Annotated in this window: 29 protein-coding genes and 1 tRNA gene; 23 read left to right on the top strand and 7 right to left on the bottom strand. The window is 65.2% G+C overall.

The window, feature by feature from the left end:
• Positions 1-26 precede the first annotated feature (26 nt).
• The 11 genes from POM99_RS16750 to POM99_RS16700 all read left to right on the top strand — a co-directional run bounded on the left by POM99_RS16750 (position 27) and on the right by POM99_RS16700 (position 8,793).
• A tRNA-His gene (locus POM99_RS16750) sits at positions 27-103 on the top strand.
• A 184-nt stretch (positions 104-287) separates the two neighbouring features.
• Complete coding sequence (gene ccmC, locus POM99_RS16745) at positions 288-1,016, top strand: heme ABC transporter permease CcmC (RefSeq protein ID WP_277279629.1); 729 nt, start codon at positions 288-290, stop codon at positions 1,014-1,016.
• 7 nt (positions 1,017-1,023) lie between these two features.
• Positions 1,024-1,164 carry a hypothetical protein gene (locus POM99_RS16740; protein ID WP_277279628.1) on the top strand — a complete coding sequence of 47 codons (141 nt, stop codon included), beginning with the start codon at positions 1,024-1,026 and terminating at the stop codon, positions 1,162-1,164.
• Positions 1,161-1,613, top strand: coding sequence for a cytochrome c maturation protein CcmE (gene ccmE / locus POM99_RS16735; protein ID WP_277279627.1), 453 nt, complete (start codon positions 1,161-1,163; stop codon positions 1,611-1,613). Before POM99_RS16740 ends, ccmE begins: the two co-directional genes overlap by 4 nt.
• Positions 1,610-3,559, top strand: a complete 1,950-nt coding sequence (locus POM99_RS16730) for a heme lyase CcmF/NrfE family subunit (protein WP_277279626.1) — start codon at positions 1,610-1,612, stop codon at positions 3,557-3,559. The genes ccmE and POM99_RS16730 overlap by 4 nt, the downstream gene beginning before the upstream one ends.
• Entirely contained in the window at positions 3,556-4,119 is a 564-nt protein-coding gene (locus POM99_RS16725) for a DsbE family thiol:disulfide interchange protein (RefSeq protein ID WP_277279625.1), read from the top strand. The genes POM99_RS16730 and POM99_RS16725 overlap by 4 nt, the downstream gene beginning before the upstream one ends.
• The gene (locus POM99_RS16720; protein ID WP_277279624.1) at positions 4,116-4,550 is read left to right on the top strand and encodes a cytochrome c-type biogenesis protein; all 435 of its coding nucleotides are present in this window, start codon (positions 4,116-4,118) and stop codon (positions 4,548-4,550) included. The genes POM99_RS16725 and POM99_RS16720 overlap by 4 nt, the downstream gene beginning before the upstream one ends.
• Positions 4,547-5,254: a tetratricopeptide repeat protein gene (locus POM99_RS16715; protein ID WP_277279623.1), complete on the top strand. Its 708-nt coding sequence runs from the start codon at positions 4,547-4,549 to the stop codon at positions 5,252-5,254. The genes POM99_RS16720 and POM99_RS16715 overlap by 4 nt, the downstream gene beginning before the upstream one ends.
• A gap of 169 nt (positions 5,255-5,423) precedes the next feature.
• Complete coding sequence (locus tag POM99_RS16710) at positions 5,424-7,388, top strand: potassium transporter Kup (protein ID WP_277279622.1); 1,965 nt, start codon at positions 5,424-5,426, stop codon at positions 7,386-7,388.
• Positions 7,389-7,492: 104 nt separating this feature from the next.
• Positions 7,493-8,452, top strand: coding sequence for a sensor histidine kinase (locus tag POM99_RS16705; RefSeq protein WP_277279621.1), 960 nt, complete (start codon positions 7,493-7,495; stop codon positions 8,450-8,452).
• Positions 8,449-8,793, top strand: a complete 345-nt coding sequence (locus POM99_RS16700; RefSeq protein WP_277279620.1) for a response regulator — start codon at positions 8,449-8,451, stop codon at positions 8,791-8,793. The genes POM99_RS16705 and POM99_RS16700 overlap by 4 nt, the downstream gene beginning before the upstream one ends.
• Before the next feature lie 140 nt (positions 8,794-8,933).
• Here POM99_RS16700 and POM99_RS16695 read toward each other — a convergent pair whose 3' ends face one another.
• From POM99_RS16695 to POM99_RS16665, 7 genes are all read right to left on the bottom strand, one after another.
• A complete protein-coding gene (locus tag POM99_RS16695) occupies positions 8,934-9,290 on the bottom strand; it encodes a hypothetical protein (protein ID WP_277279619.1) in 357 nt (118 codons plus the stop codon).
• A 125-nt stretch (positions 9,291-9,415) separates the two neighbouring features.
• A complete protein-coding gene (locus tag POM99_RS16690; RefSeq protein WP_277279618.1) occupies positions 9,416-9,988 on the bottom strand; it encodes a urate hydroxylase PuuD in 573 nt (190 codons plus the stop codon).
• Positions 9,989-10,116: 128 nt separating this feature from the next.
• Positions 10,117-10,809 (bottom strand): inner membrane-spanning protein YciB, encoded by a 693-nt coding sequence (locus POM99_RS16685; protein ID WP_277279617.1) that lies wholly within the window; start codon positions 10,807-10,809, stop codon positions 10,117-10,119.
• A complete protein-coding gene (gene ftsY, locus POM99_RS16680; RefSeq protein WP_277279616.1) occupies positions 10,806-11,732 on the bottom strand; it encodes a signal recognition particle-docking protein FtsY in 927 nt (308 codons plus the stop codon). Before ftsY ends, POM99_RS16685 begins: the two co-directional genes overlap by 4 nt.
• Positions 11,729-12,913 (bottom strand): MiaB/RimO family radical SAM methylthiotransferase, encoded by a 1,185-nt coding sequence (locus POM99_RS16675; protein WP_277279615.1) that lies wholly within the window; start codon positions 12,911-12,913, stop codon positions 11,729-11,731. The genes ftsY and POM99_RS16675 overlap by 4 nt, the downstream gene beginning before the upstream one ends.
• Positions 12,894-13,703, bottom strand: coding sequence for a diaminopimelate epimerase (dapF, locus tag POM99_RS16670; RefSeq protein WP_277279614.1), 810 nt, complete (start codon positions 13,701-13,703; stop codon positions 12,894-12,896). The genes POM99_RS16675 and dapF overlap by 20 nt, the downstream gene beginning before the upstream one ends.
• Positions 13,704-13,757: 54 nt before the next feature.
• Complete coding sequence (locus tag POM99_RS16665; RefSeq protein WP_277279613.1) at positions 13,758-15,440, bottom strand: putative bifunctional diguanylate cyclase/phosphodiesterase; 1,683 nt, start codon at positions 15,438-15,440, stop codon at positions 13,758-13,760.
• Positions 15,441-15,765: 325 nt separating this feature from the next.
• Here POM99_RS16665 and ffh point away from each other — a divergent pair, with 325 nt between their 5' ends.
• The 12 genes from ffh (at position 15,766) to POM99_RS16605 (ending at position 26,010) form a co-directional block, all read left to right on the top strand.
• Entirely contained in the window at positions 15,766-17,247 is a 1,482-nt protein-coding gene (gene ffh, locus POM99_RS16660) for a signal recognition particle protein (RefSeq protein WP_277279612.1), read from the top strand.
• Positions 17,248-17,277: 30 nt separating this feature from the next.
• A complete protein-coding gene (gene rpsP / locus POM99_RS16655; protein ID WP_277279611.1) occupies positions 17,278-17,703 on the top strand; it encodes a 30S ribosomal protein S16 in 426 nt (141 codons plus the stop codon).
• Positions 17,704-17,705: 2 nt separating this feature from the next.
• A complete protein-coding gene (rimM, locus tag POM99_RS16650; RefSeq protein WP_438823023.1) occupies positions 17,706-18,194 on the top strand; it encodes a ribosome maturation factor RimM in 489 nt (162 codons plus the stop codon).
• A 4-nt stretch (positions 18,195-18,198) separates the two neighbouring features.
• Positions 18,199-18,510: a hypothetical protein gene (locus POM99_RS16645; protein WP_277279610.1), complete on the top strand. Its 312-nt coding sequence runs from the start codon at positions 18,199-18,201 to the stop codon at positions 18,508-18,510.
• Between the two features lie 63 nt (positions 18,511-18,573).
• A complete protein-coding gene (locus POM99_RS16640) occupies positions 18,574-20,079 on the top strand; it encodes a serine hydrolase domain-containing protein (RefSeq protein WP_277279609.1) in 1,506 nt (501 codons plus the stop codon).
• Positions 20,080-20,126: 47 nt separating this feature from the next.
• Complete coding sequence (locus POM99_RS16635) at positions 20,127-20,444, top strand: AbrB/MazE/SpoVT family DNA-binding domain-containing protein (RefSeq protein ID WP_277279608.1); 318 nt, start codon at positions 20,127-20,129, stop codon at positions 20,442-20,444.
• Positions 20,390-20,815 (top strand): type II toxin-antitoxin system VapC family toxin, encoded by a 426-nt coding sequence (locus tag POM99_RS16630; RefSeq protein ID WP_277279607.1) that lies wholly within the window; start codon positions 20,390-20,392, stop codon positions 20,813-20,815. The genes POM99_RS16635 and POM99_RS16630 overlap by 55 nt, the downstream gene beginning before the upstream one ends.
• Complete coding sequence (locus tag POM99_RS16625; protein ID WP_277279606.1) at positions 20,815-21,147, top strand: hypothetical protein; 333 nt, start codon at positions 20,815-20,817, stop codon at positions 21,145-21,147. The genes POM99_RS16630 and POM99_RS16625 overlap by 1 nt, the downstream gene beginning before the upstream one ends.
• Before the next feature lie 9 nt (positions 21,148-21,156).
• On the top strand, positions 21,157-21,897 hold the full coding sequence (gene trmD / locus POM99_RS16620; protein WP_277279605.1) for a tRNA (guanosine(37)-N1)-methyltransferase TrmD: 741 nt from the start codon (positions 21,157-21,159) through the stop codon (positions 21,895-21,897).
• A 3-nt stretch (positions 21,898-21,900) separates the two neighbouring features.
• A complete protein-coding gene (gene rplS / locus POM99_RS16615; protein WP_277279604.1) occupies positions 21,901-22,278 on the top strand; it encodes a 50S ribosomal protein L19 in 378 nt (125 codons plus the stop codon).
• A gap of 215 nt (positions 22,279-22,493) precedes the next feature.
• Positions 22,494-24,761: a S9 family peptidase gene (locus tag POM99_RS16610; protein ID WP_277279603.1), complete on the top strand. Its 2,268-nt coding sequence runs from the start codon at positions 22,494-22,496 to the stop codon at positions 24,759-24,761.
• Positions 24,762-24,984: 223 nt separating this feature from the next.
• A complete protein-coding gene (locus POM99_RS16605) occupies positions 24,985-26,010 on the top strand; it encodes an aspartate-semialdehyde dehydrogenase (RefSeq protein ID WP_277279602.1) in 1,026 nt (341 codons plus the stop codon).
• Positions 26,011-26,140 lie beyond the last annotated feature (130 nt).

Genomic DNA, 26,140 nt, shown 5'->3' with positions numbered 1-26,140 from the left:
GCCGCTTCCCCGCCGCGGCGGGCATGGCGATCGTAGCTCAGTTGGTTAGAGCGCCGGTTTGTGGTACCGGAGGTCGAGGGTTCGAACCCCTTCGATCGCCCCATTTTCTCCCGAAAGCATGACAACGCGCAACACCATTGCGCAGGGCCGATCCAGCATCCCAAAACGCTGATCGCCGGGGCCTCCTTCGCGTAAGTTCTTGCTCCGCATGGGCGCTGGTGGCACAGCGCTTTCAAGCGCGGCGGCGGGGGTCGCCGGCGCAAGAGGATTCGAGTCCCACACGGACCATGCACGGTTTCGCCAATCCTGCCCGCTTCCTGCGCCTGGCGCGCTGGCTGATGCCGCTGATGCTCGTTCCCGGGCTGGTCATGGCGTTCGGCGCGCTGGCCTGGGGCCTGTTCATGGTTCCGCCCGATCGCCTGATGGGCGATACCGTGCGCATCCTGTTCATCCACGTTCCCGCTGCCTGGCTGGGCATGGCCGGATGGTCCACCATCGCCATTTCCAGCGTGGTCGAACTGGTCTGGCGGCACCCGCTGGCGGCCATCGCCGCACGCGCGGCGGCGGTGCCGGGGGCGGCCTTCACCGCCATCTGCCTCGCCACCGGCTCGATCTGGGCGCGGCCCACCTGGGGCACTTGGTGGGTATGGGACGGACGGCTGACCAGCTTCCTCGTGCTGCTGTTTCTCTACCTGGGCTACATCGCGCTGGCCGGCGCCGCGCAAAAGGATGCGCAGGCCGGGGGCGGCGCCAGCCGCGTCACCGCCATCTTCGGCCTTGTCGGCGCGATCAACATCCCGATCATCAACCGTTCCGTCGTCTGGTGGAACAGCCTGCACCAGCCGCCTTCGATCACCATGGGCAAGTCCTCGATCGATGGCACCTTCCTGTGGCCGCTGCTGATTGCGGCGGTCGGCTTTACGCTGATCTTCGGCGGGGTGGTGCTGGCGCGCATGCGCATGCTGCTGGCCGATATCCAGGCCGAGGCGCGGCTGCGCCGGAAAGCGATGGCCTGATTCCACCATGCACGAACGACTGAACCAATGGGATTTCGTGATGGCGGCGCTCGCCATCGGGGTAATCGGCACGGTGGTGCTGGTCGGGTGGTCCCTTTGGGCCATGGTGCGCGCCGAACGGCGACGGGATAAGGTGCGCGGCAAATGAGTGCGATCAAGCCCAAGCACCAGCGTCTCGTCCTGCTCGTCGTCGCGCTGATCGCGCTGGTCGGGGCAGGGCTGCTTGCCGCCTTCGCGCTGCGCAACCAGGCGAGCTACTTCTACGTGCCGAGCGAACTCGTGGCCAAGCCGCCGGAGCAGGGCCGTGCCGTGCGCCTTGGCGGCATGGTGGAAAAGGGCTCCATCAGGACACGCCCCGATGGCGTGACGATCGATTTCACGGTGGGCGATGGCAAGGCGCGCGTGCCCGTTCGCTTCACCGGCATCACGCCGGATCTTTTTGTGGAAGGCTCTGGCGTGGTGGCCGAAGGGCGGATGGAAGGGCAGACCTTCGTCGCCGACAATCTGCTCGCCAAGCATGACGAGAAGTACGTGCCGCGCGAGATGAAGGACATGAGCGCGCAGCAGGTGAAACAAGTGGTGGCCGAAACGAAATGATCGCGGAAATCGGCCTAGCAGTCCTGTGGATGGCGGCGGCGCTTGCCGTGCTGCAGCTTGTTGCCGGCGTGCTTGCGCTCAAGCCTCGGGGGGCAAACCTGATCGATGTGGTCCGGCCGGTGGCGGTGATGCAGGGCGTGCTGGTGCTGATCGCCTTCGCCTGCCTTGTCAGCCTGTTCCTCACCACTGACCTGTCGGTAAAGCTGGTTGCGGAAAACAGCCATTCGGCCAAGCCCTTCATCTTCAAGCTGGCAGGCACCTGGGGCAACCATGAAGGTTCGATGCTGCTGTGGGTCACCATCATGGCGGTGGCCGGCGGCATTGTTGCGCTGATCGAAAAGCGACTGCGGGAAGACACGCTGATCGCCACTCTGGCCGGTCAGGCCTTTGTCAGCCTTGGCTTCTACGCCTTCCTTCTGCTCAGTTCGAATCCCTTCGAACGGCTGCCCGAACCCGCGCCCGAAGGTGCCGGGCTCAACCCGCTGCTGCAGGACGTCGGTCTCGCCTTCCACCCGCCTACGCTCTATGTCGGCTATGTCGGCCTCTCGATCGCGTTCAGCTTCGCCATTGGTGCGCTGGTCACGCGCGATGTCGGCCCTGCCTTCGCCCGTGCCATGCGGCCATGGGTACTCGGCGCGTGGATATTCCTCACCCTAGGTATCACCGCCGGGTCCTATTGGGCGTACTACACGCTCGGCTGGGGCGGATGGTGGTTCTGGGATCCGGTGGAGAACGCCTCGCTTATGCCGTGGCTCGCCGCCACTGCTCTGCTCCATTCCGCATCGGTCCTTGCCAGCCGCAACGCCCTGCGCGCGTGGACGGTCATGCTCGGCGTGATCGCGTTCTCGATGTCGATGGTCGGCACCTTCCTCGTCCGTTCGGGTATCCTCACCTCGGTCCATGCCTTCGCGGTCGATCCGGAACGTGGCTCGTTCATCCTCGCGCTGCTCGCCATCTACATCGGCGGTGCGCTCACCCTGTTCGGCGTGCGCGCGTCAACCGTGACCGAAGGTTCGCGGTTCAGCTTCGTCAGCCGTGAAGCCGCGCTGGTGTTCAACAACGTGATGCTCTGCGGCATCCTCGGCATTGTCCTGGTCGGCACGCTCTATCCGCTGCTGACCGAGGCGATGGGGGTCAAGGTCTCGGTCGGCCCGCCCTATTTCAACCCGGTCTCTGCCATCTTTGCCATTCCCATGCTGCTGGTCCTTGCGGTCGGCCCGCTGCTGCGCTGGCGGCAGGACAGGCTGAACCGCATCACGATGCCCGTGGCCATTGCCGCGGTGCTGGCCGCAGCCGTGCTGCTCGGCGTGGAAGTGCTCGCGCCACAGATCAAGGTCCTCCCCCTGCTTGGCCTCGCCGTGGCGGTGGGTGTGGCCTATGCCAGCTTCCTGCCCCTGCGTGGGCGCAACCTGCACCGCACCCCGCTGCCGATCTGGGGCATGGTCATCGCCCACTTCGGCATTGCCGTGGCGCTGTTCGGCATGGCCAGCGAATCCGCCTTTTCCACCGAACGGCTCGCCGCGATGAACCCCGGCGACAGCCAGCAGGTCGGTCCCTACACGCTCACCCTGAAAAATATTGCCCCGGTCGCCGGACCCAACTGGACCGCGTTGGAAGCCACCGTTGCCGCCAGCTATGCCGGGGGCGAGCCTGCCATCCTGCATCCGCAGGCGCGCACCTTCTCCAACCCGCCGGGCAACCGCACCGAATCCGCGCTCAAGACGCGCTGGAACGGCCAGCTTTACGCCGTGCTGGGGGAAGAGGGCGAGGACGGGCGCTGGCAGATGCGCTTCTGGTGGAAGCCGTTCGTGCCGCTGATCTGGCTGGGCGGCCTGCTTGTTGCGCTCGGCGGCCTGCTTGCGCTGTTGGGCCGCGTGGCCAGCGACATCCGCCGTCTCGTCGCCACCGACAAGATTGCCTACCGCAGGCAGAGGCAGGGCCGATGACGACCGATCCCCGCGACCTCGTGAAGAAGAAGCCCGGCCTTGCGCTGTGGCTGCCGCTGGCGCTGTTCGGCGCGTTCTTCGTTCTCGTCATCTGGGGCCTCGTCCGCCCTGCGGATCGGGAGGTCGCTAGCGCCTTCATCGGCAAGCCGCTGCCCGAATTCAATCTGCCCCCCGCCACCGAAGCGCGCCCCGGCCTCGCCACCGCCACCTTCCGGGCCGGCAAGCCGCGCCTGCTCAACGTCTTCGCCAGCTGGTGCGTGCCCTGCGCGGTGGAAAGCCCGCAACTGGCCGCGCTCGCCGCCCAGGGCATCGAGATTGACGGCGTGGCCATCCGTGATCGCAAGGAAGACCTTGACCGCTTCCTCGCCACCAACGGCAACCCGTTCAAGCGCATCGGCAAGGATGATCTCAGCCAGGTCCAGCTCGCGATCGGGTCATCCGGCGTGCCCGAAACCTTCGTGGTCGATGGCAAGGGCGTGATCCGCTATCAGCACATCGGCGACATCCGTCCCGAAGACGTGCCGCTGATCCTCGGCAAGCTGGCGGAGGCGGCACAATGATCCGCCTGCTGTTCGCTCTGCTGGCACTCACGCTGACCGTCCCCGCCACCGCGCAGGACATGCTGCCGCCCGCACCCTATGCCTACAGGCAGCTGCCCGACTCCGCGCAAGAAGCGAAGGCCCAGGCGCTGATGGAAACGCTGCGCTGCCTCAAGTGCCAGAGCCAGTCGATCGCCGACAGCGATGCGCCGATGGCCGGCGACATGCGCCACCAGGTCCGCACCCGCATCGCTGCGGGCGAGGAGCCCGAACATATCCGCCAGTGGCTGATCGAACGCTATGGCGATTACGTCAGCTATACCCCGCAAGTGAAGCCGATCACCTGGCCGCTGTTCGCCGCGCCGCTGGTGTTCCTTGCGCTCGCCGCGCTGCTGCTGCGCGGGCGCTTCCGGCGGAGAGCCGAAACCCCCGTCGAAGGATCGGGCGAATGACCTGGGTTATCGTCCTCGTGCTTGCTGCCATCGCGTTCGGCACCATGGCCTTCATGCTCAAGCTTCCGCGCGCCGGGTGGGAAATCACCGGTGCGGCGCTGCTTTTCGGCATTTCCGGCTATGCGCTGCAGGGCCATCCCGGCCTGCCCGGCGCGCCGCGCACTGCTGTCGAGGATCAGAAGGTCGCGGATGCGGAGCTGATCAAGCAGCGCGCCGAAATGGGTGACCAGTTCGGCAAGGGGCAATCCTGGCTGGTCCTGTCAGATGCGCTGGCGCGGCAGGGACAGTATCGCGCCTCGGCCGACGTGCTGGGCAAGGCGGTGCAGGCCCAGCCCGGCGATGCGGACCTGTGGGTGGCGCTGGGCAATGCGCTGGTCGGCCACAGCGAAGGGATGATCACCCCCGCGGCGCAGTTCGCCTTCCAGAAGGCGGCAAAGATTTCGCCCGAGCATCCCGGCCCTCCGTTCTTCATGGGCCTCGCGCTGGCGCAGTCTGGCCGCCTGGCCGATGCCCGCGCGATCTGGGCGGAACTGCTCGCGCGTTCGCCCGCTGATGCCCCCTATCGTGCCGATCTGCAGGCGCGGCTGGCGCGCATCGATTCGATGCTGGCTGCTTCAGGGCAGGCACCTGCGACGCCGCCTGCGGCACCGCAGATGGAGCCCACCGCTGCACCCTCGGCCGATGCATCCGCTTCCGCCGAATAAACCCCTGATTTCCTTGGCTGGAACGCCCTGCTGCGCGTGGCGTTTCCCCATCGCGCAGCCCGATCGGCCTCCCATTGCGGGGTCTTGGGGCCAGTGCTAAAGCGCCGCGCCGCTCCGGCATCCGTGTGGATATCGGCGGCGTTGGGCGAAAGCCGGGGGCCCGCTTGCCATGGTTGATGCGCAGACCGTTACCGATGTTGCCCACAAGGCAGGAACCCCGGCGGGCAATGCGCCCTCTTCGGGCGCCCATTCCGATGGCCACGGGCATCATGGAGGACACTCCGGCAGCCTGCTGAAGCTTTCGGTCGGCGCGATCGGCGTCGTCTTCGGTGACATCGGCACCAGCCCGCTCTACGCCCTGCGCGATACGTTCGCCGGGCATCACAAGCTCCCGCTCGATCAGCTTCACGTCTATGGCATCATCAGCCTGATGTTCTGGTCGATGATGATCATCGTGACGCTGAAGTACGTCACCGTGATCATGCGTGCCGACAACAAGGGGGAGGGCGGCTCGCTGGCCCTGCTCGCGCTGATCAACCAGCACACGTCTGGCAGGCGCTGGGGCAAGGGCATCATCCTGCTCGGCGTATTCGCCACCGCGCTGTTCTATGGCGATTCGATGATCACCCCCGCCGTTTCGGTGATGGGCGCGATCGAAGGCCTGGCGGTCTACGAACCCTCTATGGGCCGTGCCGTGGTGCCGCTTGTCGTTGTCATCCTGATCGGCCTGTTCCTTATCCAGAGCCGCGGCACGGAAAAGGTCGCCACCTTCTTCGGCCCGATCATGCTGCTCTATTTCGCCACGATCTCTGTTCTCGGCGTGATGTCGATCGCGCTATTTCCGCATGTCGTCACCGCGCTTTCGCCGCACCATGCCGTGGCGATGTTCGTGGCCGATCCCTTCCGTGGCTTCCTTGCCATGGGCGCGGCAGTGCTGGCCGTCACCGGGGCAGAGGCGCTTTATGCCGACATGGGCCATTTCGGGCGCAACCCCATCCGCATGTCGTGGCTGGTCTTCGTGCTGCCCGCGCTGGTGCTCAACTATCTCGGCCAGGCTTCGCTGCTGATGCGGATGGGTGAACCGGCGCTGGAGAGCCCGTTCTATTTCCTTGCGCCGCAGTGGTTCCAGTGGCCGCTTCTGGCGCTGGCCAGCGCGGCTGCGGTCATCGCCTCGCAGGCGGTGATCTCGGGCGCGTTCTCGGTCACGCAGCAGGCAATCCAGCTCGGCTTCATCCCGCGGATGACGATCAAGCACACCTCCACGGCCGCCGGGCAGATCTATATCCCGGTGATCAACTTCGCGCTGATGATCGCGGTGATCCTGCTGGTGCTGGTGTTCCAGCATTCGTCCAACCTCACCGCCGCCTATGGCATCGCGGTGACGGGCGCGATGCTGATCGACAACTTCCTGCTCGCGGTTGTGCTGTTCAAGCTGTGGAGCTGGAGGCCGCCCTTTGCACTGGGGCTGCTGCTGCTGTTCTTCCTGATCGACGCCGGTTATCTCGGCGCGAACATGACCAAGATCCCCGATGGCGGCTGGGTGCCTCTGCTGATGGGCATTGCCATCTTCACGCTGCTCACCACCTGGTCGCGCGGCCGCGCGCTGATGCGGCAGAACATGGCCGAAGGCACCATCCCGCTGGAGGTCTTCACCAAGAGCGCGCACAACAGCGCCGCCCGGGTGCCCGGCACGGCCGTGTTCATGGCCAGCACATCGGACGGGGTGCCTTCGGCGTTGCTGCACAACATCAAGCACAACAAGGTTCTGCACGATCGCGTGGTGATCCTCACCGTCCAGATCGCCGACGTGCCCTATGTCGATGCGGGTGAACGCTTCTCGGTGAAGGACTATGGCAACGGGTTCTATCGCCTGTCGCTGCGCTTCGGCTTCCTGGAAGAAACCGACGTGCCCGCCGCGCTGCGCACCGTCACCATGTGCGGTGAACCGTTCGACATGATGAAGACCAGCTTCTTCCTCTCGCGCCAAACCCTGATCCCTTCGGACAAGCCGGGCATGGCGCTGTGGCGGGAAAAACTGTTCGCATGGATGCTGCGCAATGCCGCCAGTGCGATGGAGTTTTTCCGCCTGCCGACCAATCGCGTGGTCGAGTTGGGCAGCCAGCTGAAGATCTGATCGACGCTATCGAAAGACATCAGGTGTTTACACAGGGGTGTGTCAAAGGCTGTTGGCACCCGGTCGTAATCTGTTAATCCCTACAGGATTCAGGGGACGACGCCATGTTGCAAAATGCCGCCGTCTTGCGGGAAATACTCGACGATCAGCTTGAAATGGTCTGCCGTTTCCATGCGGATGGCACAATCCTGTTCGCCAATCGCGCTTATGCCAGCACAATGGGGCAGACGCCCGAAAGCATGGTGGGGCGCAGCTTGTGGGATTTTGTGCTGGCCGACGACCACGGCAACGTGCGGGCCGACATGGCCCGGCTCACGCCCGAAAAGACCGAAGTCACCATCGAAAACCGTCTGGATACGCCCGAGGGACCTCGTTGGACGCTATGGCGCAACCATGCGCTAGAATTTGATGACGAGGGCCACCTGCTGGTGGCCCAGTCCACCGGTATCGACATCACCGAACGCCGCCTGCTGGAAGAACGCACCAGCCTGCTGATCGAGGAACTGAACCACCGCGTGAAGAACACGTTGATGGTTGTGCAGGCGATGGCGCACCAGACCTTCCGCGGGCAGGACATGCCCCGCGATCCCGTGGTCAAGTTCAACGAGCGTCTCTCCGCGCTTGCCGCGGCGCACACGGCGCTGTCCAATGCGGCCTGGGCCGGCGCGCCGATCTTCGACCTGGTGCGGCAGGGCACCGCCATCTGTGGCCAAAGCGGCGCGGTGCGGTTGTGCGGTCCCGATCTGGTGATTCCCGCCGCGCCAACGGTTCCGTTGGTCATGGTGCTGCATGAACTCGCCACCAACGCCCTGAAGTACGGGGCTCTTTCGGTGGATGAAGGCTGCGTCGACGTGATCTGGCGGCGCATCGAAGATTGCCGGCGGCTTGAGTTGCAATGGCGCGAAATGGGTGGGCCCGCCGTTGTCGTTCCCACGCGCAAGGGTTTCGGTTCGCGCCTGATCGTCGATGCTGTCGAGCGCCAGATGCAAGGCACCGCCGAGGTTGCATATGCATCTGACGGGCTCGTCTGCACCATTTCCTTCCCCCTTGGAGCTTCTGCATGATTGCCGGCAAGACTATCCTGGTGGTCGAGGACGAGTTCATCGTCGCCGCCATGCTATGTGATGTTATCGAAGATGAAGGCGCCCAGGTTCTCGGCCCCGCCGGGTCGCTGGCGGAGGCGCTGGAGCTTGCCGCTGTGGAAGGGATTGATGCCGCTGTCCTCGATTGGAACCTTGGCGGCGAACCGGGCGAACCTGTCGCCCGCGCGCTGGCCAACCGTGGCGTGCCCTTCATCATCGCCACCGGCTATGGCAGCGTGGAAGGCGATTTTGCGGGAGTTCCGGTCCTGTCCAAGCCCTATGCACCTGGCAGGCTGCTGGAGACGTTGTCCGCTCTGTTCTGAAGCAAAGCACATCCAGATGCGTACGCCAGATACTCGTGGCGCCGCTCGTGATGAGCCATTCGAACCGCTTCTCCGCACAGAAAACCCGCCCGCAGCCAAAGGCCACGGGCGGGTCCTGAACCCCTTGAAGGGCGGGATGCTTACTTCGGCGTAGCGGTCGCCGTCGGGGTGGCGAGCACGTTCTTGGCGTCGCGCGCACCCTGCTTCACGCCATCGCCCATGCGGTCGGCAGCCTCGCCGGCCTTGTCGGCGGCGGCAGCGGCCTTGTCTGCAGCGGCGTCGGCGGCGCGGCCGGCGTCGTCCACTGCCTTGTTGGCAGCATCGCCCACGGCGTCGGCGCCTTGGGCGGCTGTGGTGGTCACGTCGCTGGCCGCGGTCGCCACGTCATTGGCGGCTGAGGTTGCCGTTTCAGACGCTGCGTCCTGCGTCTTTTCGGAACAGGCGGCCAGGCCCAGCGCGGCGGCAGCGGTGGCGGCGATCAGAACAAACTTGCGCATCGGATATCACTCTCCGTCCATGGCAGATGGGCGGGCAACGCCCGTTGCCCCTGCCGGTTCCTGCAAAAGCAGACGGCGCGGCGTTGGTGAACGCCGCGCCGCCCGTTTTTTGTCAGGTCTGGCGATCAGCCGAGGTTGGCGCTGACCATGCAATAGAGCATCGGCAGCGACAGCAGCAGGTTGGTGCGGCTGGCCATCAGCGCGCGCGGCGCAGCGGCGGCCTTCTCCTCGGCGCTCGCTTCCACGATGCCCAGGATCTTCTTCTGCGCGGGCCAGATGATGAACCACACGTTGAACGCCATCACCAGCGCCAGCCACATGCCCAGGCCGATCAGCTTCACGTTGCCTTCACCGGAGAAGGTCATCGCCTGGTGGGCATAGCCGGTGACAATCGCGATGCCGAGCCCGGTCACCACGGTGAGCAGCGCGGCATAACGGAAGAAGAAGAACACCTTGGGCGCGATGTGCCCGATGATCGCGGGCTTCTGCTCGGCCGGAATGGCCGGCATGGTCGGCACCTGCACGAAGTTCAGGTAGTACAGCAGCCCGATCCACAGGATGCCGAAGAACACGTGCAGCCAGCGCAGCACCGAATTTGCGTCCACCGGTGCGCTGGAGCCAAAGCCCAGCATCACGGCGATCGCGGCAACGAGGCCGACCACCAGCACCAGGTGCAGGTTTCCAAAGAACTTGGCCATAAAACGATATCCCCCTTATTTTTTACGCGCGTCCAGATCGGGCCCTGCCTGGCCGGGCGAGCCCTTCGCCGCGCATATTAAGGGGTGTGCGCCAAATGTCACACGGTTTTGCCGTGCGGCAGGGCGTTTCAATCGTGCGGCGGGCTCTCCACCACTTCATTTTCCGCTGTTTCGCCAAGACCATGGCGCAGCAACATGGGAATCTGCGTGAAGGTAAACAGGAACGAAATTGGAGTAACGAAGAACAGCTTCGCGTTCAGCCAGATCGGCGTGATCGGGTCTCGATCGTTCTTCAGAAGCACCTGCCAGTCGGGATATTGATGCTTCAAATACGCTATCAATCCCTCGTTCAATGCGGCCAGAACCAAGAAGAAGATTGCCCAATTGAAAGACAGCTTCAACCAGCCGAGATCGTTGAGTCCGGGGAAGGCCGATTGCAGAAGGTACTTCAGTGCAGCTTTGTCTCGCATCCAACCAGCAAATAGGACCAATGCAAACATAAGGTACACAGCCGTTGGCTTGTGCCAAATCCATTCGGGATCGCCCAGGAACACCGTCAGCGCGCCGAACCCGATGATCAACGCGGAAGACAGCCACAGCATTGGCGAGATCTTGCCGAGCCGCCATTTCGACACCACCAGCGCGATCACCGTTGCCACCATGAAGGCGATCGTGCCCTTGGTCACCGCCACAATGGCGCCCACGCCGCCCGCGTCCTTGGGGCTGAACTGGCGATAGGTGAGGAAGAACACCAGCAGCGGCCCGTAATCGACCGCCAGGTTCACCCAGGATGACGCCGCCTTCTTGCCGTCCGCGCTCACTGGAACACTCCCGCAATCACCTTGGCCAGCAGATCGGGGTCAAACGGCCGTAGGTCATCAATCTTTTCGCCCACCCCGATGGCATGAATCGGCAGGCCATATTGCTCCGCCGCCGCCACCAGCACGCCACCGCGCGCGGTGCCGTCCAGCTTAGTCATGATCAGGCCGGTCACTCCCGCCACCTCGCGGAAGATCTCGATCTGCTGCAGCGCGTTCTGCCCGTTGGTTGCGTCGAGCACCAGCACCACGTCATGCGGCGCCTCGGGGTTCAGCCGGCCCAGCACGCGGCGCACCTTGGCCAGCTCGTCCATCAGCTCGCGCTTGTTGTGCAGCCGCCCGGCGGTATCCACGATCAGGGCGTCGATGCCGGTTCCGGTCGCCTCCTTCACCGCATCAAACACGATCGAGGCGGGATCGCCGCCTTCCGGTCCGGTCACGATCGGCACGCCCAGCCTGTCGGCCCACACCTTCAGCTGGCCGATGGCCGCGGCGCGATAGGTGTCACCGGCGGCCAGCATCACCCCATAATCCTGTTCCTGGAACAGGTGCGCCAGCTTGGCGATCGTGGTGGTCTTGCCCGATCCGTTCACGCCGATCACCAGGATCACCTGCGGGCGGGGGAAGGCGACAACGTCCAGCGGCTTGGCCACCGGACGCAGGATCGCGGCGATCTCCTCGGCCACAGCCTCGCGCAGCGTGGTATCGTCCAGCCCCTTTTCGAAGCGCTGTGCCGCCAGCTTGCCCCGGATGCGCGCCGCCGCCCGTGGGCCCAGGTCCGAAAGGATCAGCGCGTCCTCGATCTCGTCCAGCTGCTCCTCGGTCAGCCGCGTCGCTCCGCCAAAGCCGGCCAGGTTGCCTGCCAGCCGCTCGGATGTCTTGCGGAAGCCGCCGAGAAGACGGTCGGACCAGCTTTCGCCACTCATGCCAGCATTCCTTCGATGATCCTTGTCGGCGTGATCGTCACCAAGTCCCCCGGCGCCACGCCTTCAGGCAGGCGATAGGGGGCAAAGTCCGGGGCATGGCCCGTGCCGTCGCGTTCGGCAAGCACTTGCGCAGGCTTGCCCAGCCGCGTCTGCAGCCAGCGGGCGCGCTCCGCCGCCACCGTCGCGCGCACTTCGCCGGCGCGTTCGCGCACCAGCGGCGGCGACACCTGCGGCATTCGCGCGGCGGGCGTGCCGGGGCGGGGGGAATAGGGAAAGACGTGCCCGTGCACCACCGCGCATTCGCGCACGATGGAAAGGTTGTCGGCATGCATGCCTTCGTCCTCGGTCGGAAACCCGGCGATCAGGTCGGCACCCACGGCGATCCCGGGCCGCGCCGCCTTCAGCAGATGCACCAGCGCGATTGCGTCGGCGCGGCTGTGCCGGCGCTTCATCCGCTTCAGCACCATGTCACTGCCCGATTGCAGCGAAAGGTGGACATGCGGCATCACCCGGTCCTCGCCGGTGATAAGCTCGAACAGCGCGTCGTCGATCTCCACCCCGTCCAGCGAGGACAGCCGCAGCCGTGGCAGGGCGGGGAAGGCGCGCAGGATCGCGTCCACCAGCACGCCAAGCTTCGGCGTATCGGGCAGGTCCGCGCCCCAACCGGTCACGTCCACGCCGGTCAGCACCACCTCGCGCACGCCCAGCGCCAGGTGCCGCTCCACCGTCGCCAGCACATCGGCCACCGGCGTTGAAACGCTGCGCCCGCGCCCCTGCGGGATCACGCAGAACGTGCAGGCATGGTCGCATCCCGTCTGCACCGGCACGAACGCGCGGGTGTGGATCTGGGACGATTGCAACATGGCGGCACTTCCGCCCCAGCTTGCCGGCAGCAGTTTGCCCGCATTGGCCACCACGCCATCCACTTCCGGCATCGCGGCAAAGCTCTCGGCCTCGATCGTCGCGGCGCACCCTGTCACCAGCAGGCGCGCATCGGGATGGTCACGCCGCAGCCGCCGCACCGCGCGGCGCGACTGGCGCACCGCCTCGGCCGTCACGGCACAGGAATTGACCACCACCGTCGGTCGCTCCGCTTCCGCCAGCATGGCGCGGATCACCTCGCTCTCGGCCAGGTTCAGGCGGCAGCCCAGCGTGACGACTTCAGGCAGGATAGTCCGCATCCTCGAACACGCCGGTAAAGCTGGTCGTCGCCGGCCCGGTCATCAGGATGGTGTCGTCCGCCGTCCATTCGATGGTCAGCGGCCCGCCCGGCAGGTCAACGCGGACCTTCCTGCCCGTCAGCCTGCGCCGCATGGCGCCAACCGCCGTGGCGCAGGCGCCCGTGCCGCACGCGCGGGTCAGGCCCGCACCGCGTTCCCACACCCGCAACTTCAGGTGATCCGGCCCCACCACGCTCGCCACGTTCACGTTGACGCGCTCGGGAAACAGCGGGTCGGTCTCGATCACCGGGCCCAGCCGTGCCAGGTCCACCGCATCGGCGTCGGGCACGAAGAAGATCGCGTGCGGGTTGCCCACGTTCACCGCGGTCGGCTGGTCCAGCTCTTCCCAGCCCACCGGCATGGCCAGGGTGTCCATCGCATAGGCCAGCGGGATCGCCTGCCAGTCAAAGCGCGGGCGGCCCATGTCCACCGCCACACCTTCACCCGTCACTTCAGAACGGATCAGGCCGCCCAGCGTCTCGATCGCCTGCGTGCCGCCCAGCAGCAGGCCCACCGCGCGGCTGGCGTTGCCGCAGGCTTCCACTTCGCCCCCGTCGTTGTTGAAGATGCGCATCCGGACGTCGGCCACGTCGCTCGGCTCCAGCACGATCAGCTGGTCGCAGCCGATGCCGGTGCGCCGGTCGGCCAGCGCGCCCGCGCGCCGCGTAGTCATCGCCACGGGCATCTCGCGCGCGTCGATCACCACGAAGTCGTTGCCGAGGCCGTGCATCTTGCGAAAGGGAACCTGCATGCCGCGCGACTTAGGCCTGCGCGCGGCCCTATGCAACCGGCGGAGGGCGGGAAATCAGCCGTTCACCACCGCTGCCGGACCTTCATCGTCCTGTGCAGGCGCGGTACCGGCCAGCAGGCCCTTCTCGCCCAGCTCGCGCCGCACGTCCTCGGCAGCCGCGGGCATGCCATAGAGATAACCCTGACCCTTGAACGATCCGAACTGGCGCAGCGCTTCCAGCACCTCGCGGTTCTCGATCCCCTCCGCCGTGATCGGCAGGTCCATGCCGCGCCCCAGAGAGGAGATCGCCTCGATGATCGTCGCGCTGTCCTTGCTGCGACCCAGCGTGGAGACGAAGCTGCGGTCGATCTTGATGCGGTCGAACGGCAGCGTGCGCAGCTGCGATAGGCTGGAATATCCGGTGCCGAAGTCGTCCAGGCTGATGCGGATGCCCTGGTTGCGCAGGCTGGTGATCATCGAACGCACCACGCCGATGTTCTCGTGAAGGCAGGTTTCGGTGATCTCGATGTCCAGCCTGTGCGGCGGGAAGTTCGCCTCCACCAGCAGCCGCAGGATGCGCTGCGCAAACCACGGATCGCGCATCTGCAGCGGCGATATGTTGACCGACAGCGTCAGCGCCGGGTCCCAATCACGCGCATCGCGCAGCGCACGGGCGATCAGCTGTTCGGAAAGGTCGGAAATCAGGCCGATTTCTTCGGCCACCGGAATGAAGATCTCCGGCCCCACCAGCCCGTGGCGGGGCGATTGCCAGCGCGCCAGCATCTCGAACCCGGTGATTTCGCCGGTGTCGATGTCCACCTGCTTTTCATAGAAGGGCACGAACTCGCCCTTGGCCAGTCCCTCGCGGATCCCGGCTTCCAGCTCGCTGCGAAAGCGCAGCTCCTTTTCCATTGAAGGTTCGAACCAGCAATAGCGGTTCCGCCCGGCCTTCTTGGCCTGGTACATGGCAAGGTCGGCACGGTGGACCAGGTCCTGCACCAGCCGGCGCCCGTCGCATTCCTCCGGAATCGGCATGGAGCGCGAAAGGCCGATGGAGGCGGTCACCTCGATCGTCGTGTCATGGGTGCGGATCGGCATGGCGATCGTCTCGTTGATCCGCGCCACGATGTTCTCTGCCGCACTGGGGTCTTCGGTCGTCAGCACGCCCGGCTCCAGCGCCAGCGCGCAGGTGAATTCGTCGCCGCCGAGGCGCGCGATCACCGCATGGCCCGGCAACTGCGCGCGGATGCGGCGGGCGGTCTCCATCAGCACCTCATCGCCCACCTTGTGGCCGTGCAGGTCGTTCGATCGCTTGAACTTGTCCAGGTCGATCATCATCACCAGCACTTCGCCGCCGCTGGCGCGCGCGATGTCCACCAGTTTCTCGATCGCCGGTTCCAGGCTGCGCCGGTTCAGGCACCCGGTCAGCGCGTCTGTCTGCGCCAGCCGCTGTGCGGTTTCCTCGGCCTTGCGCCGTTCGCCCACTTCGGTGCTGAGCTCCTTGTACCGTCGCCAGCCGAAGATGATCAGTGCGATGTTCAGGATCAGCGCGTTGCCCAGCAGCGCGTCGGTATTGCTCTCGCCAAACAGGTACGAGCGGGTGATGCGGGTCAGCACCGAAGAACCAGTGCCCACGAACAGGATGATTGCCGCCGCCAGGATGCCCAGCGCCACGATGTCGCGCTCGGCCTTCACCAGTTGGGGCTCGGCTCCCTTTGCCGCAGCGGCGTCATGGCTGGTCGCGTCCGGCTTGTTCATGCCCAGGGGTTCCGAAACTCCACATGCCGCCAAATGTCATGGCGTGCATTCCGGTCTTTACGGAAACTGTCCTCAACATTTGGTTAAGACCAGCTTTCCGACCCACCGCAATCCCCGGCTAGCGTCTGCAAACCTTGCGTTCCGGCCCAAAGGCGCGTAAGCGGCCGCGCAGGAAGGCAGGCCCCGCGCCCGCCAACCGTGGTTTTCCGTGTCGGCATCCGATGTTGACGCCCACGCTGGTCGGCGAGGTTTCGCCCACCGGCGTTTTTGGCGTTTTGCGGGCCTGATGCGCGGAAATCCTTGGGATTTGTGCAGGAGTTGCATCGTGTTCGATAGTCTTTCAGACCGGCTGAGCGGGGTCTTCGACCGCCTGCGTGGCCGCGGCGCGTTGCAGGAGGACGATGTCCGCGCCGCCATGCGCGAAGTGCGAATCGCCCTGCTCGAAGCAGACGTCGCGCTCCCCGTGGTCCGCCGCTTTGTTGACAGCGTGACGGAACAGGCCGTGGGCCAGTCGGTCCTGCGCTCGGTCACGCCGGGTCAGCAGGTCGTCAAGATCGTCAACGATGCGCTGGTCGAAATGCTCGGCGCTGAAGCCGCCGATCTCGATCTCAATGCCGCGCCGCCGGTCGTCATCATGATGGTCGGCCTGCAGGGCTCGGGCAAGACCACCAGCACCGCCAAGATCGGCAAGCTGCTGAAGGAAAAGCGCGGCAAGAAGGTCATGATGGCGTCGCTCGACGTTAATCGTCCTGCCGCGCAGGAACAGCTGAAGGTCCTTGGCGAACAGGCCGGCGTTGCGACCCTGCCGATCGTGCCGGGCCAGTCGCCTGTCGAGATCGCCACCCGCGCGCTGCATTCCGCCAAGCTCCAGGCCGTCGACGTCCTCCTGCTCGATACTGCGGGCCGCCTGCATGTCGATGCGGCCCTGATGGACGAGATGAAAGCCGTCGCTGCGGTCTCGGCGCCAAAGGAAACGCTGCTCGTCGTCGATGCGCTGACTGGTCAGGACGCGGTCAACGTTGCGCAGTCTTTTTCGGGCGAGGTCGATCTCACTGGCGTCGTGCTCACCCGCATGGATGGCGATGCGCGTGGTGGTGCGGCGCTTTCCATGCGCGCCGTCACCGGCAAGCCGATCAAGTTCGCCGCCACGGGTGAAAAGCTCGATGCGATCGAGCCCTTCCATCCCGAACGCGTGGCTGGCCGCATCCTTGGCATGGGCGATATCGTCTCCATCGTTGAAAAGGCGGCGGCGACGATCCAGGCGGAAGACGCCGAAAAGCTCGCCGCGCGCATGGCCAAGGGTCAGTTCGACATGAACGACCTGCGCACCCAGCTGCGCCAGATGCAGAACATGGGGGGCCTCGGCGTGCTGGCGGGCATGATGCCCGGCATGAAGAAGGCCAAGCAGGCGATGGCCCAGTCGGGCATGGACGACAAGGTCCTGCTCCACATGGATGCCATCATCGGCTCGATGACGCCCAAGGAGCGTGAACGCCCCGAACTGCTCAATGCCAAGCGGAAGATCCGCGTGGCCAAGGGCTCCGGCACGCAGGTGCAGGACGTCAACAAGCTGATCAAGATGCACATGGAAATGGCCAAGGCCATGAAGCAGATCCGCAAGATGGGCGGGCTGAAGGGCCTTGGCGCGCTGTTCGGCAAGGGCGGCATGGGTGCCGCGATGCCAGGGCTCGATCAGCAGATGGGGCCTGGGGGTCTTGCTGGTCTTGGTGGTGGTGGAATTGGAGGCCTTCCGGGTCTGGGCAGCGGCATGCCGTCCAACCTGGGTGACCTGCTGAAGAAGAAGTAAGTTCGCAAAGTTTCTGGAAAGGTAGTGTAAATGTCTGTTTCTATGCGTCTTTCGCGCGGCGGTTCGAAGAAGCGCCCCTATTACAAGATCGTCGTTTCCAACAGCCGCGCCCCGCGCGATGGCGCCTATCTTGAACAGGTCGGCACCTACAACCCGCTCCTCGCCAAGGACAACGCCGATCGCGTGCGCCTGGTCGAAGACCGTGTGCGCTACTGGCTGGGTGTTGGCGCGCAGCCGACCGACCGCGTTGCCCGCATGCTCGACAAGGCCGGCATCAAGGAACGCGCCGCCACCGTGAACCCGCAGAAGGGTGAACCCGGCAAGAAGGCCAAGGACCGCGCCGAGGAAAAGGCCGAGAAGGCCCGTGAAGCTGCCGAGGCTGCTGCCGCTGCAGCCGCCGCTCCAGCGGAAGAAGCTCCGGCCGAAGCCGCTGCCGAAGAGCAGACGGAAGCCTGATCTTGCAGGACAAGCCCGTAACCCTCGCCGCCATTGCCGGCGCGCACGGGGTCACGGGCGAGGTCCGCCTCAAGCTGTTCGGAGAAGGCGTGGCGGCGCTCAAGCGCTACCGCGCCTTCAACGACTCCAGCCTTACGCTGGAGAAGCTGAAGGAGGACGGCAAGGGCGGGGCGATCGCCCGCTTTGCCGAAGTGACCGATCGCACCGCGGCAGAAAAGCTGCGCGGCACCGCGCTCACCGTCCCCCGTTCGGCGCTGCCCGCGCTGGCCGATGGTGAATACTACCATGCCGACCTGATCGGCCTGCCCGCAGTCTCCACGACGGGAGAGGCGCTGGGCACCTGCATCGCGGTCGAAAACTTCGGCGCCGGCGATGTCCTCGAAATCCGCCGCGAAAATGGCAAGCGCTTCATGGTACCCATGCGCGCTCAGGCCGTGCCCGAATGGAATGCCGATCGCATCCTGATCGAAGCCGCCTACGCCGAAGACTGATCGCATGGGCTTCTTCATCATCCTGATGGTGCTGGTGGTCCTGCCCGCCATCCTCTCCACCGTCATCGCCTCGATCCTCGGCTACCGCAGCAAGACGATGCCGCGCGCCCGCCGCATCGCCTATGCCGCGCTTCCCGCTGGGCTGCTGCCGGTCTCCCCCGCCATCGTCTCGGTCCTCCACACGTACTCTTCGCCCGTCCCGGTTATCGCGGTCACCGCACTCGGCCTGATCGTCGCCGCAGTCATCGCCGCCCCCGCGGCCTGGCTCGCCACCCGCTCCAAGACCCCGCCGCCCGATCCCAAGGCCTTCGACTGAAAAGGCGTTGGCACGCGCCTTCCGGCGCGGCAGGTTCTTCCCGCAACACAGGGGAGGGCGCATATGCGGGCATTACTCAGGTTCATCGCGGCTGCGCTCGCCCTGCAACCCCTTGCTGCCCACGCCCAGACCGCGCCAGACCTCGCCGCGCTCGACCCGCAGATCGACGCTGTCCTCACCAAGTGGATGGCCGCCAACCACATCCCCGGCATGGTCTTCGGCGTCGTCAAGGATGGCCGCCTCGCCTATGTGAAGGGGGAAGGGGTGCAGGACCTCGTCCAGAAACGCCCGGTCACGCCCGATACCCTGTTCCGCATCGCCTCGATGACCAAGGCCTTCACCGCTCTCGCCATCCTGCGCCTGCGTGACGAAGGCCGCCTCGGGCTCGATGATCCGGCGGATCGCTATGTGCCCGAACTGCGCGGCTGGACCTATCCCACCGCCGACAGCCCGCGCATCACCATCCGCGATCTGCTCACCCACTCGGCAGGCTTCGTCACCGACGATCCGTGGGGGGATCGACAGACGCCCCTGTCGCAGACGGCCTTCACCGCGCTGCTGCGCACCGGCGTTCCCTTCACCCGGGTGCCGGAAATGAAGCACGAATACTCCAACCTCGGCTACGCCATCCTTGGCCGCGTCATCGCCAATATCACCAAGGCACCTTACCGCGCCTATGTCGAAAAGACCCTGCTCACGCCCTTGGGCATGACTGCCAGCGGTTTTGACGTTCTCGCCCATCCCAAGCACAGGCGCGCCCTGGGCTACCGCTGGGAAAACGACGCCTGGGCCGAAGAGCCGACGATGAAGGACGGCGCCTTCAATGCCATGGGCGGGCTGGAGGTCTCCGCCACCGACTATGCCAGGTGGCTCGCCTTCGTCCTCTCCGCCTGGCCGCCGCGCAACGATGCCGACACCGGCCCCGTCCGCCGCGCCACCGTCCGCCGTGTCGCACAGGGCCTGAACTTTTCCGCCGTGTTTCACCGCTACGCCACCGGCGGAGACAAGCAGTGCCCCGGTACCATCTCCTATGGCGTGGGCTGGCGGGTGATTGGCGATTGCGACTACGGCACCGTCCTCGCCCACGGCGGCGGCTACCCCGGCTATGGCAGCCACGTCATGGTCCTGCCCGAATACGGCGTTGCCCTCTTCGCGCTCACCAACAAGACCTACGCCGGCCCCAGCCAGCCGGTGTGGGACGTCGCCGCCCTGCTGCGCGAAAAGGGCGTGATCGCCAGGCGGCAGGAACCGGTCAGCCCCGATCTCGCCACCTTCTACGCCACCGCGCAGACCGTCTGGTCAGCCGGCACCGTCGACGCGCTGCAGGGCCGCGCCGCCATGAACTTCCCCATGGACCGCACCCCCGCAAACTGGGCCCGGGTCCTCGCCGAAATCAAGGCCAGATCCGGCCCCTGCGAAACATCCGCCCCCATCCAGCCCGACGGCAAAATGACCGGCACCTTCACCTGGCCCTGCGCCAACGGCACAATCACCGGCACCCTGATCCTCGCGCCCACCACGCCGATCACCCTGCAATCGCTGAAATACGCCTTCGAGCCGAAGGATTGAAAAGTGGAGCGCTAGCGTATATACAGAACGTATATACGGAGGCCGTTATGGGCATCGAGCATACTGCCAAGAGCTTCAAGTCCGGAAACTCGGTCGCAATCCGCATCCCGGCGGCCTTGGGCGTTGAGCCTGATCGCGAATGGAGCGTCGAGGAAAAGGATGGCGAACTGATCCTGCGCCCGAAGGACAGGCCCAAGCGCAAGTTCAACATCGACAAGGTGTGGGGCATCGGGCGGGGATCTGGCCTGAAGAGGATCGAGCCTGAAGATCGGGTGTTCGAGCATAGTCCGCGTCTTTGGGACGATCCCGAATGGCGCGCGAAGCATGGCTGGCCCGAGCCAACCGACGATGGCGCTTCCGCTTGAAATACATGCTGGATACCAATGCGGTGATCGTTGCCATAGAGGGCGACGATCCCGCGTTTCGTGCGCGCATGGCTGAGGCCGACGAGGGCGATATGGTCATCTCGTCGATCGTGCTCGGAGAAGTCGCCCTTGGCACCGAGCAGGGTAAGCCGCCTCCGGCCAGGATCCTGGAGATCTTTCTCGAAGAAGTGCCGCTCCTGCCCTTTGACGAGAACGCGGCCAGGGCTTACGCGAAGATTCCGTTCAGGCGGGCGAGCTATGACCGGCTGATTGCGGCTCATGCCATTTCGCTTGGGCTGACGTTGGTTACGGCGAATGCAAAGGACTTCGCCGATGTGCCGGGGCTGGTGGTTGAGAACTGGACGGTGTGATGTTCGCTGATCCGTGCATGGTCACGAGTGAAGAGACCATAATCTTCCTCGCCATGTCAGCAGCCTTCGGTGTCTTTATCGCGATTGCGCTGGCATGGATTATCCGGACCCGACTCCCGGAGCAGGGTGCCAAGGTCGGCTGCTTGGGTATGTCGTCGACAGGGGTGCTTGCAGGCTATCTAGCCAGGCTAGCTTTGCCTGACGGACGCACTTTCGCCGAATGTGGTCTCACACCCGACCTGATGTTCTTCCCCGGCTACGCATTCATAGTTGCGCCGTTGGCGATGCTGGCGGCGTTATTTCTCTTCCTTCGCGGGCGCCGTCGAGGCTAGGCGGCGCAAATGACCTTCGCCGCCACCGTCCTCACCCTCTACCCGGAGATGTTCCCCGGCCCCCTCGGCGTCAGCCTTGCCGGGCGGGCGCTGCGGGAAGGCACCTGGGCGCTCGATGCGGTGCAAATCCGCGATTTCGCCATCGACAGGCACAAGACCGTGGACGACACCCCCGCCGGCGGCGGCGCGGGCATGGTCCTGCGCGTCGATGTGCTGGCCAAGGCCATCGACCACGCGCGCACCTCCGCACCCGCAGCGCCCGTCATCGCGCTCACCCCCCGCGGAAAGCCGCTCACCCAGGCCCGCGTGCGCGAACTGGCGCAAGGGCCCGGCGTCATCCTGCTGTGCGGCCGGTTCGAGGGTTTCGACGAGCGCATCTTCGCCGGGCGCGATGTCGAGGAAGTCTCGGTCGGCGATATCGTCCTGTCGGGCGGGGAATGCGCCGCGCTGATGCTGCTGGACGCTTGCATTCGCCTGCTTCCCGGCGTAATGGGCGCGGCTTCCAGCGGGCATGAGGAGTCGTTCGAGAACGGCCTCCTTGAATACCCGCACTATACCCGGCCCGCTGAGTGGGAAGGGCGCACGATCCCTGAAGTGCTGCGATCGGGGGATCATGCGAAGATCGCGGCTTGGCGCAAGTCACAGTCCGAGATCGATACACGGCTACGCAGGCCGGACCTTTGGGAGCGCCACACCGGCGTTCGGGTCCAGTCTGCCTCTGGTGCGCAGCGTGAAGTGCAGGACGATTGAAAAATGAACCTGATTCAGCAGCTTGAAGCTGAAGCCATCGCCGAGTTCAAGGCGAAGAAGGACATCCCGGATTTCCGTGCGGGCGATACCGTGCGCGTTGGCGTGCGCGTTGTCGAAGGCGAGCGGACCCGCGTGCAGGCCTATGAAGGCGTGTGCATCGCGCGGTCGAACCGCGGCCTCGGCTCGAACTTCACCGTGCGCAAGATCTCGTTCGGCGAAGGCGTAGAGCGCGTGTTCCCGCTCTACTCGCCCAACATCGATTCGATTACCGTCGTGCGCCGTGGTGTCGTGCGTCGTGCGAAGCTCTACTACCTTCGCGGCCGCACCGGCAAATCGGCGCGCATTGCCGAGCGCAAGGTCACCAAGGCCAGCGCGGAGTGACCAGGAGGGGCTGAAAAGCTCCACGCCGCAAAACGGACAACACCGTAGGAAGGCGCCCTGGCACACCAGCCGGGGCGCCTTTTTCTTTGCGCGCCGAACCTTGCACCAGACCCACGCCGTTCGTGTCGAGCGAAGTCGAGACACCCCACCGTCTCGACAGGACCGATGGAAGAGCTACCCTGCCGGCATTCCCCGATGAAAGGCCCGCCCTTGTCATGCGCTTGCTCTCTCGCCTGCTTGTTGCATCCGCGTTCGTTCTCGCGTCCCCCGCGCTTGCCGCGCCTGCAGGCAACCCGCCCGTGACCGCCCGCGCGCCCGAACCGGCACCCGCGCTCACCCTGCAGCGCGTCTTCGCCAGCCCCTCGCTCAATGGCCCCGCGCCGATGGGGGTAAAGCTCTCGCCCGATGGCCGCACGCTGTCGCTGCTGCGCAACCGGGCCGACGATGCCGAACGCTATGACCTGTGGGGCTATGATCGCCAGTCGGGCCAGTGGCGCATGCTGGTCGATTCGCTGAAGCTGTCCTCGGGCCGCGCCCTGTCCGAAGCCGAAAAGATGCAGCGCGAACGCAAGCGCATCGGCAACCTGAAGGGCGTCGTCAGCTATGAATGGGCGCCCGATGGCAAGTCGGTGCTGGTGCCCCTGGATGGCGATCTGTTTCTCGCCGGGCTTGATGGCAGCGTGCAGCCCATCGCCGGTGCCAATGGCGGCGTACTCAACCCGGCGCTCAGCCCCAAGGGTGGCAAGCTCGCATTCGTCCGCGATGGCCGGGTTTATGTCGTGCCTGTCGCAGGCGGTGCTCAGCCGCTGGCCATAACCCCTGCCGAAACATCTCACACCGTCCACTGGGGCGAGGCCGAATTCGTCGCGCAGGAAGAAATGGATCGCATGAACGGCTTCTGGTGGTCTCCCGCCGCAGACCGTCTTGCCGTCGAACGCTTTGACGAGGCGCAGGTCGGCGTCGTTACCCGCGCCGCCATCGGTGCAGACGGCACCAAGACCTTCGACCAGCGCTATCCTGCCGCCGGCACCCCCAATGCCGATGTCTCGCTCTGGGTGATCGGTGCAGACGGGCAGGGCCGCGTGCAGGTCGATCTGGGGGCCGACAAGGACATCTACCTCGTCCGCGTCGATTGGGCACCCGATGGCAAGACGCTTTACGTCCAGCGGGAAAACCGCGCGCAGACCCGGCTCGACATGCTCGCGGTCGATCCCGCCACCGGCGCCTCACGCGTGCTGTTTACCGAGAACGCGGCTGAAAAGAGCTGGATAAACCTTTCCAGCAATTACCGTTTCCTCAAGGACGGCAGCCTGCTCTGGTGGTCCGAACGCGATGGCTACGGCCATCTCTACCACTTCAAGGATGGCGGCTGGACGCAGCTGACCAGCGGCCCGTGGATGGTCACCGGCCTCGTCGGCGTGGACCAGAAGGCCGGCCGCGTCACCTTCACCGCCACCAGGGACGGCGTGCTCGAAGGGCAGGTCTATGCCCTCGATATTGCGCATCCCGGCAAGATCGAGCGCCTGACGGAAACCGGATTTGACAACGCCGCGACGATGGACGCCGCAGGGCAGACGCTGCTCGTCTCGCGCAGTGCCGATACCCAGCCGCCGCAAAGCTATCTCGCCGATGCCCATGGCAAGCGCATTGCGTGGATCGAACAGAACAGGGTGGTCGGTTCGCATCCTTATGCACCCTATGTGGCCAGCCATCGCCCTGCGCAGTTCGGCACGATCAAGAGCCCCGATGGCAAGACCGACCTGCACTGGGTGATGATCACCCCGCCGCTGGAAGCCGGCAGGCAGTACCCCGTGTTCACCTATCACTATGGCGGCCCGCACTCCCGCGTGGTTCACGGCGGGTGGCAGGGCGCGCTGGCCCAGGCTGTGGTGGACAAGGGCTATATCTGGTTTGCCATCGACAATCGCGGCTCGTCCGATCGCGGCGTCGCCTTCGAAAGTACGATCTGGCGTGCGATGGGTTCTGTCGAAGTGGAGGACCAGCTCGCCGGCGTGAATTACCTGCGCACGCTGCCCTATGTGGACCCAAAGCGGATCAGCACCTTCGGCTGGTCCTATGGTGGATACATGACGATCAAGATGCTTGAAGCGCACCCCGGCGCGTGGAACGCCGGCATCGCGGTGGCCCCGGTCACCAAGTGGGAGCTTTACGACACCCACTACACCGAACGCTATCTGGGCGATCCGCGCACCGAGCCGCAGGTCTATACGAAGTCCGGCGCGCTGGCCGATACGGCGAAGATCGCCGATCCGCTGCTGATCGTCCACGGCATGGCCGATGACAACGTGGTGTTCGAAAACACCAGCGCCATCGTCGCCAAGTTGCAGGGTGAGGCGGTGCCTTTCGAGATGATGCTCTACCCAGGCTTCACCCACCGCATCAGCGGGCCCAAGGTCAGCCAGCATCTCTACGAAACCATGTTCCGCTTCCTTGACCGCAACGGCGTGGGGACGGGCCAATGATCTGATCCGCAATGCTCGGGAAACATGCAGAGGAAGCCCCCGCCCGATTGGGGAGGGGGTTGGGGCTGGGGTTCCAAGCCACCCGCAAGGCGAAGCCCCACCGCCACCCCGAACAGTTTCGCGTCCAAGCCGGGGTGTCTCCGGCAAAAGCGTTTTTAACTTGGCTGGTCGGCACCAGCCGCTAGGGAACGGCCCGAGCCTTCGGGCCTGAGGGAGTAAGACAATGGGTTACCGGGTTGTTGTCGTCGGTGCGACGGGGAATGTCGGCCGCGAAATGCTCAACATCCTCGCCGAGCGCGAGTTTCCCTGCGACGAGATCGCCGTGCTGGCGTCCTCGCGTTCGCAGGGCACCGAGATCGAGTTCGGCGAGACCGGCAAGATGCTCAAGGTGCAGAACGTCGAGCACTTCGATTTCACCGGCTGGGACATCGCGCTCTTCGCCGCCGGTTCTGGCCCGACCAAGATCTATGCGCCCAAGGCAGCCTCGCAGGGCTGCGTGGTGATTGACAACTCGTCGCTCTATCGCATGGACCCGGACGTGCCGCTGATCGTGCCCGAGGTGAACCCGGACGCCATCGACGGCTACACCGCGCGCAACATCATCGCCAACCCCAACTGCTCCACCGCGCAGCTGGTTGTGGCGCTCAAGCCGCTGCACGATGTGGCGAAGATCAAGCGCGTCGTTGTCGCCACCTACCAGTCGGTTTCCGGCGCAGGAAAGGAAGGCATGGATGAACTGTTCGAACAGAGCCGCGCCATCTTCGTCAACGATCCGATCGAGCCCAGGAAGTTCACCAAGCAGATCGCCTTCAACGTGATCCCGCACATCGACGTGTTCCTTGACGATGGCTCGACCAAGGAAGAATGGAAGATGGTCGCGGAAACCAAGAAGATCCTTGATCCCAAGATCAAGCTTACCGCCACCTGCGTGCGCGTGCCGGTCTTCGTCGGCCATTCCGAAGCCGTGAACATCGAATTCGAGGAAGAGCTGCCCGCTGAAAAGGCGCAGGAAATCCTGCGCGAGGCGCCGGGCGTCATGCTGATCGACAAGCGCGAGGACGGTGGTTACGTCACGCCGATCGAATGCGTCGGTGATTTCGCCACCTTCGTCTCGCGCGTGCGCGATGACAGCACCGTGGACAACGGCCTGTCGCTGTGGTGCGTGTCGGACAACCTGCGCAAGGGCGCGGCGCTCAACGCGGTGCAGATCGCCGAACTGCTCGGCCGCCGCCACCTCAAGAAGGGCTGATCCCTTCTTCATGGCCAACCGCAAGGACCCGGCCCGCACCCGTGCGGGCCGGGTCTTTTCGTGCCAGTCGCCCGATCTGCCGATCGCGCATCCGCGTCCAAACGCCCTGCCGCGCCAGTGAAGCGATGAA

It is taken from the genome of Novosphingobium cyanobacteriorum (assembly GCF_029436685.1).
GTDB lineage: Bacteria > Pseudomonadota > Alphaproteobacteria > Sphingomonadales > Sphingomonadaceae > Novosphingobium > Novosphingobium cyanobacteriorum.
This window is presented reverse-complemented; position numbering and strand designations above follow the sequence as displayed.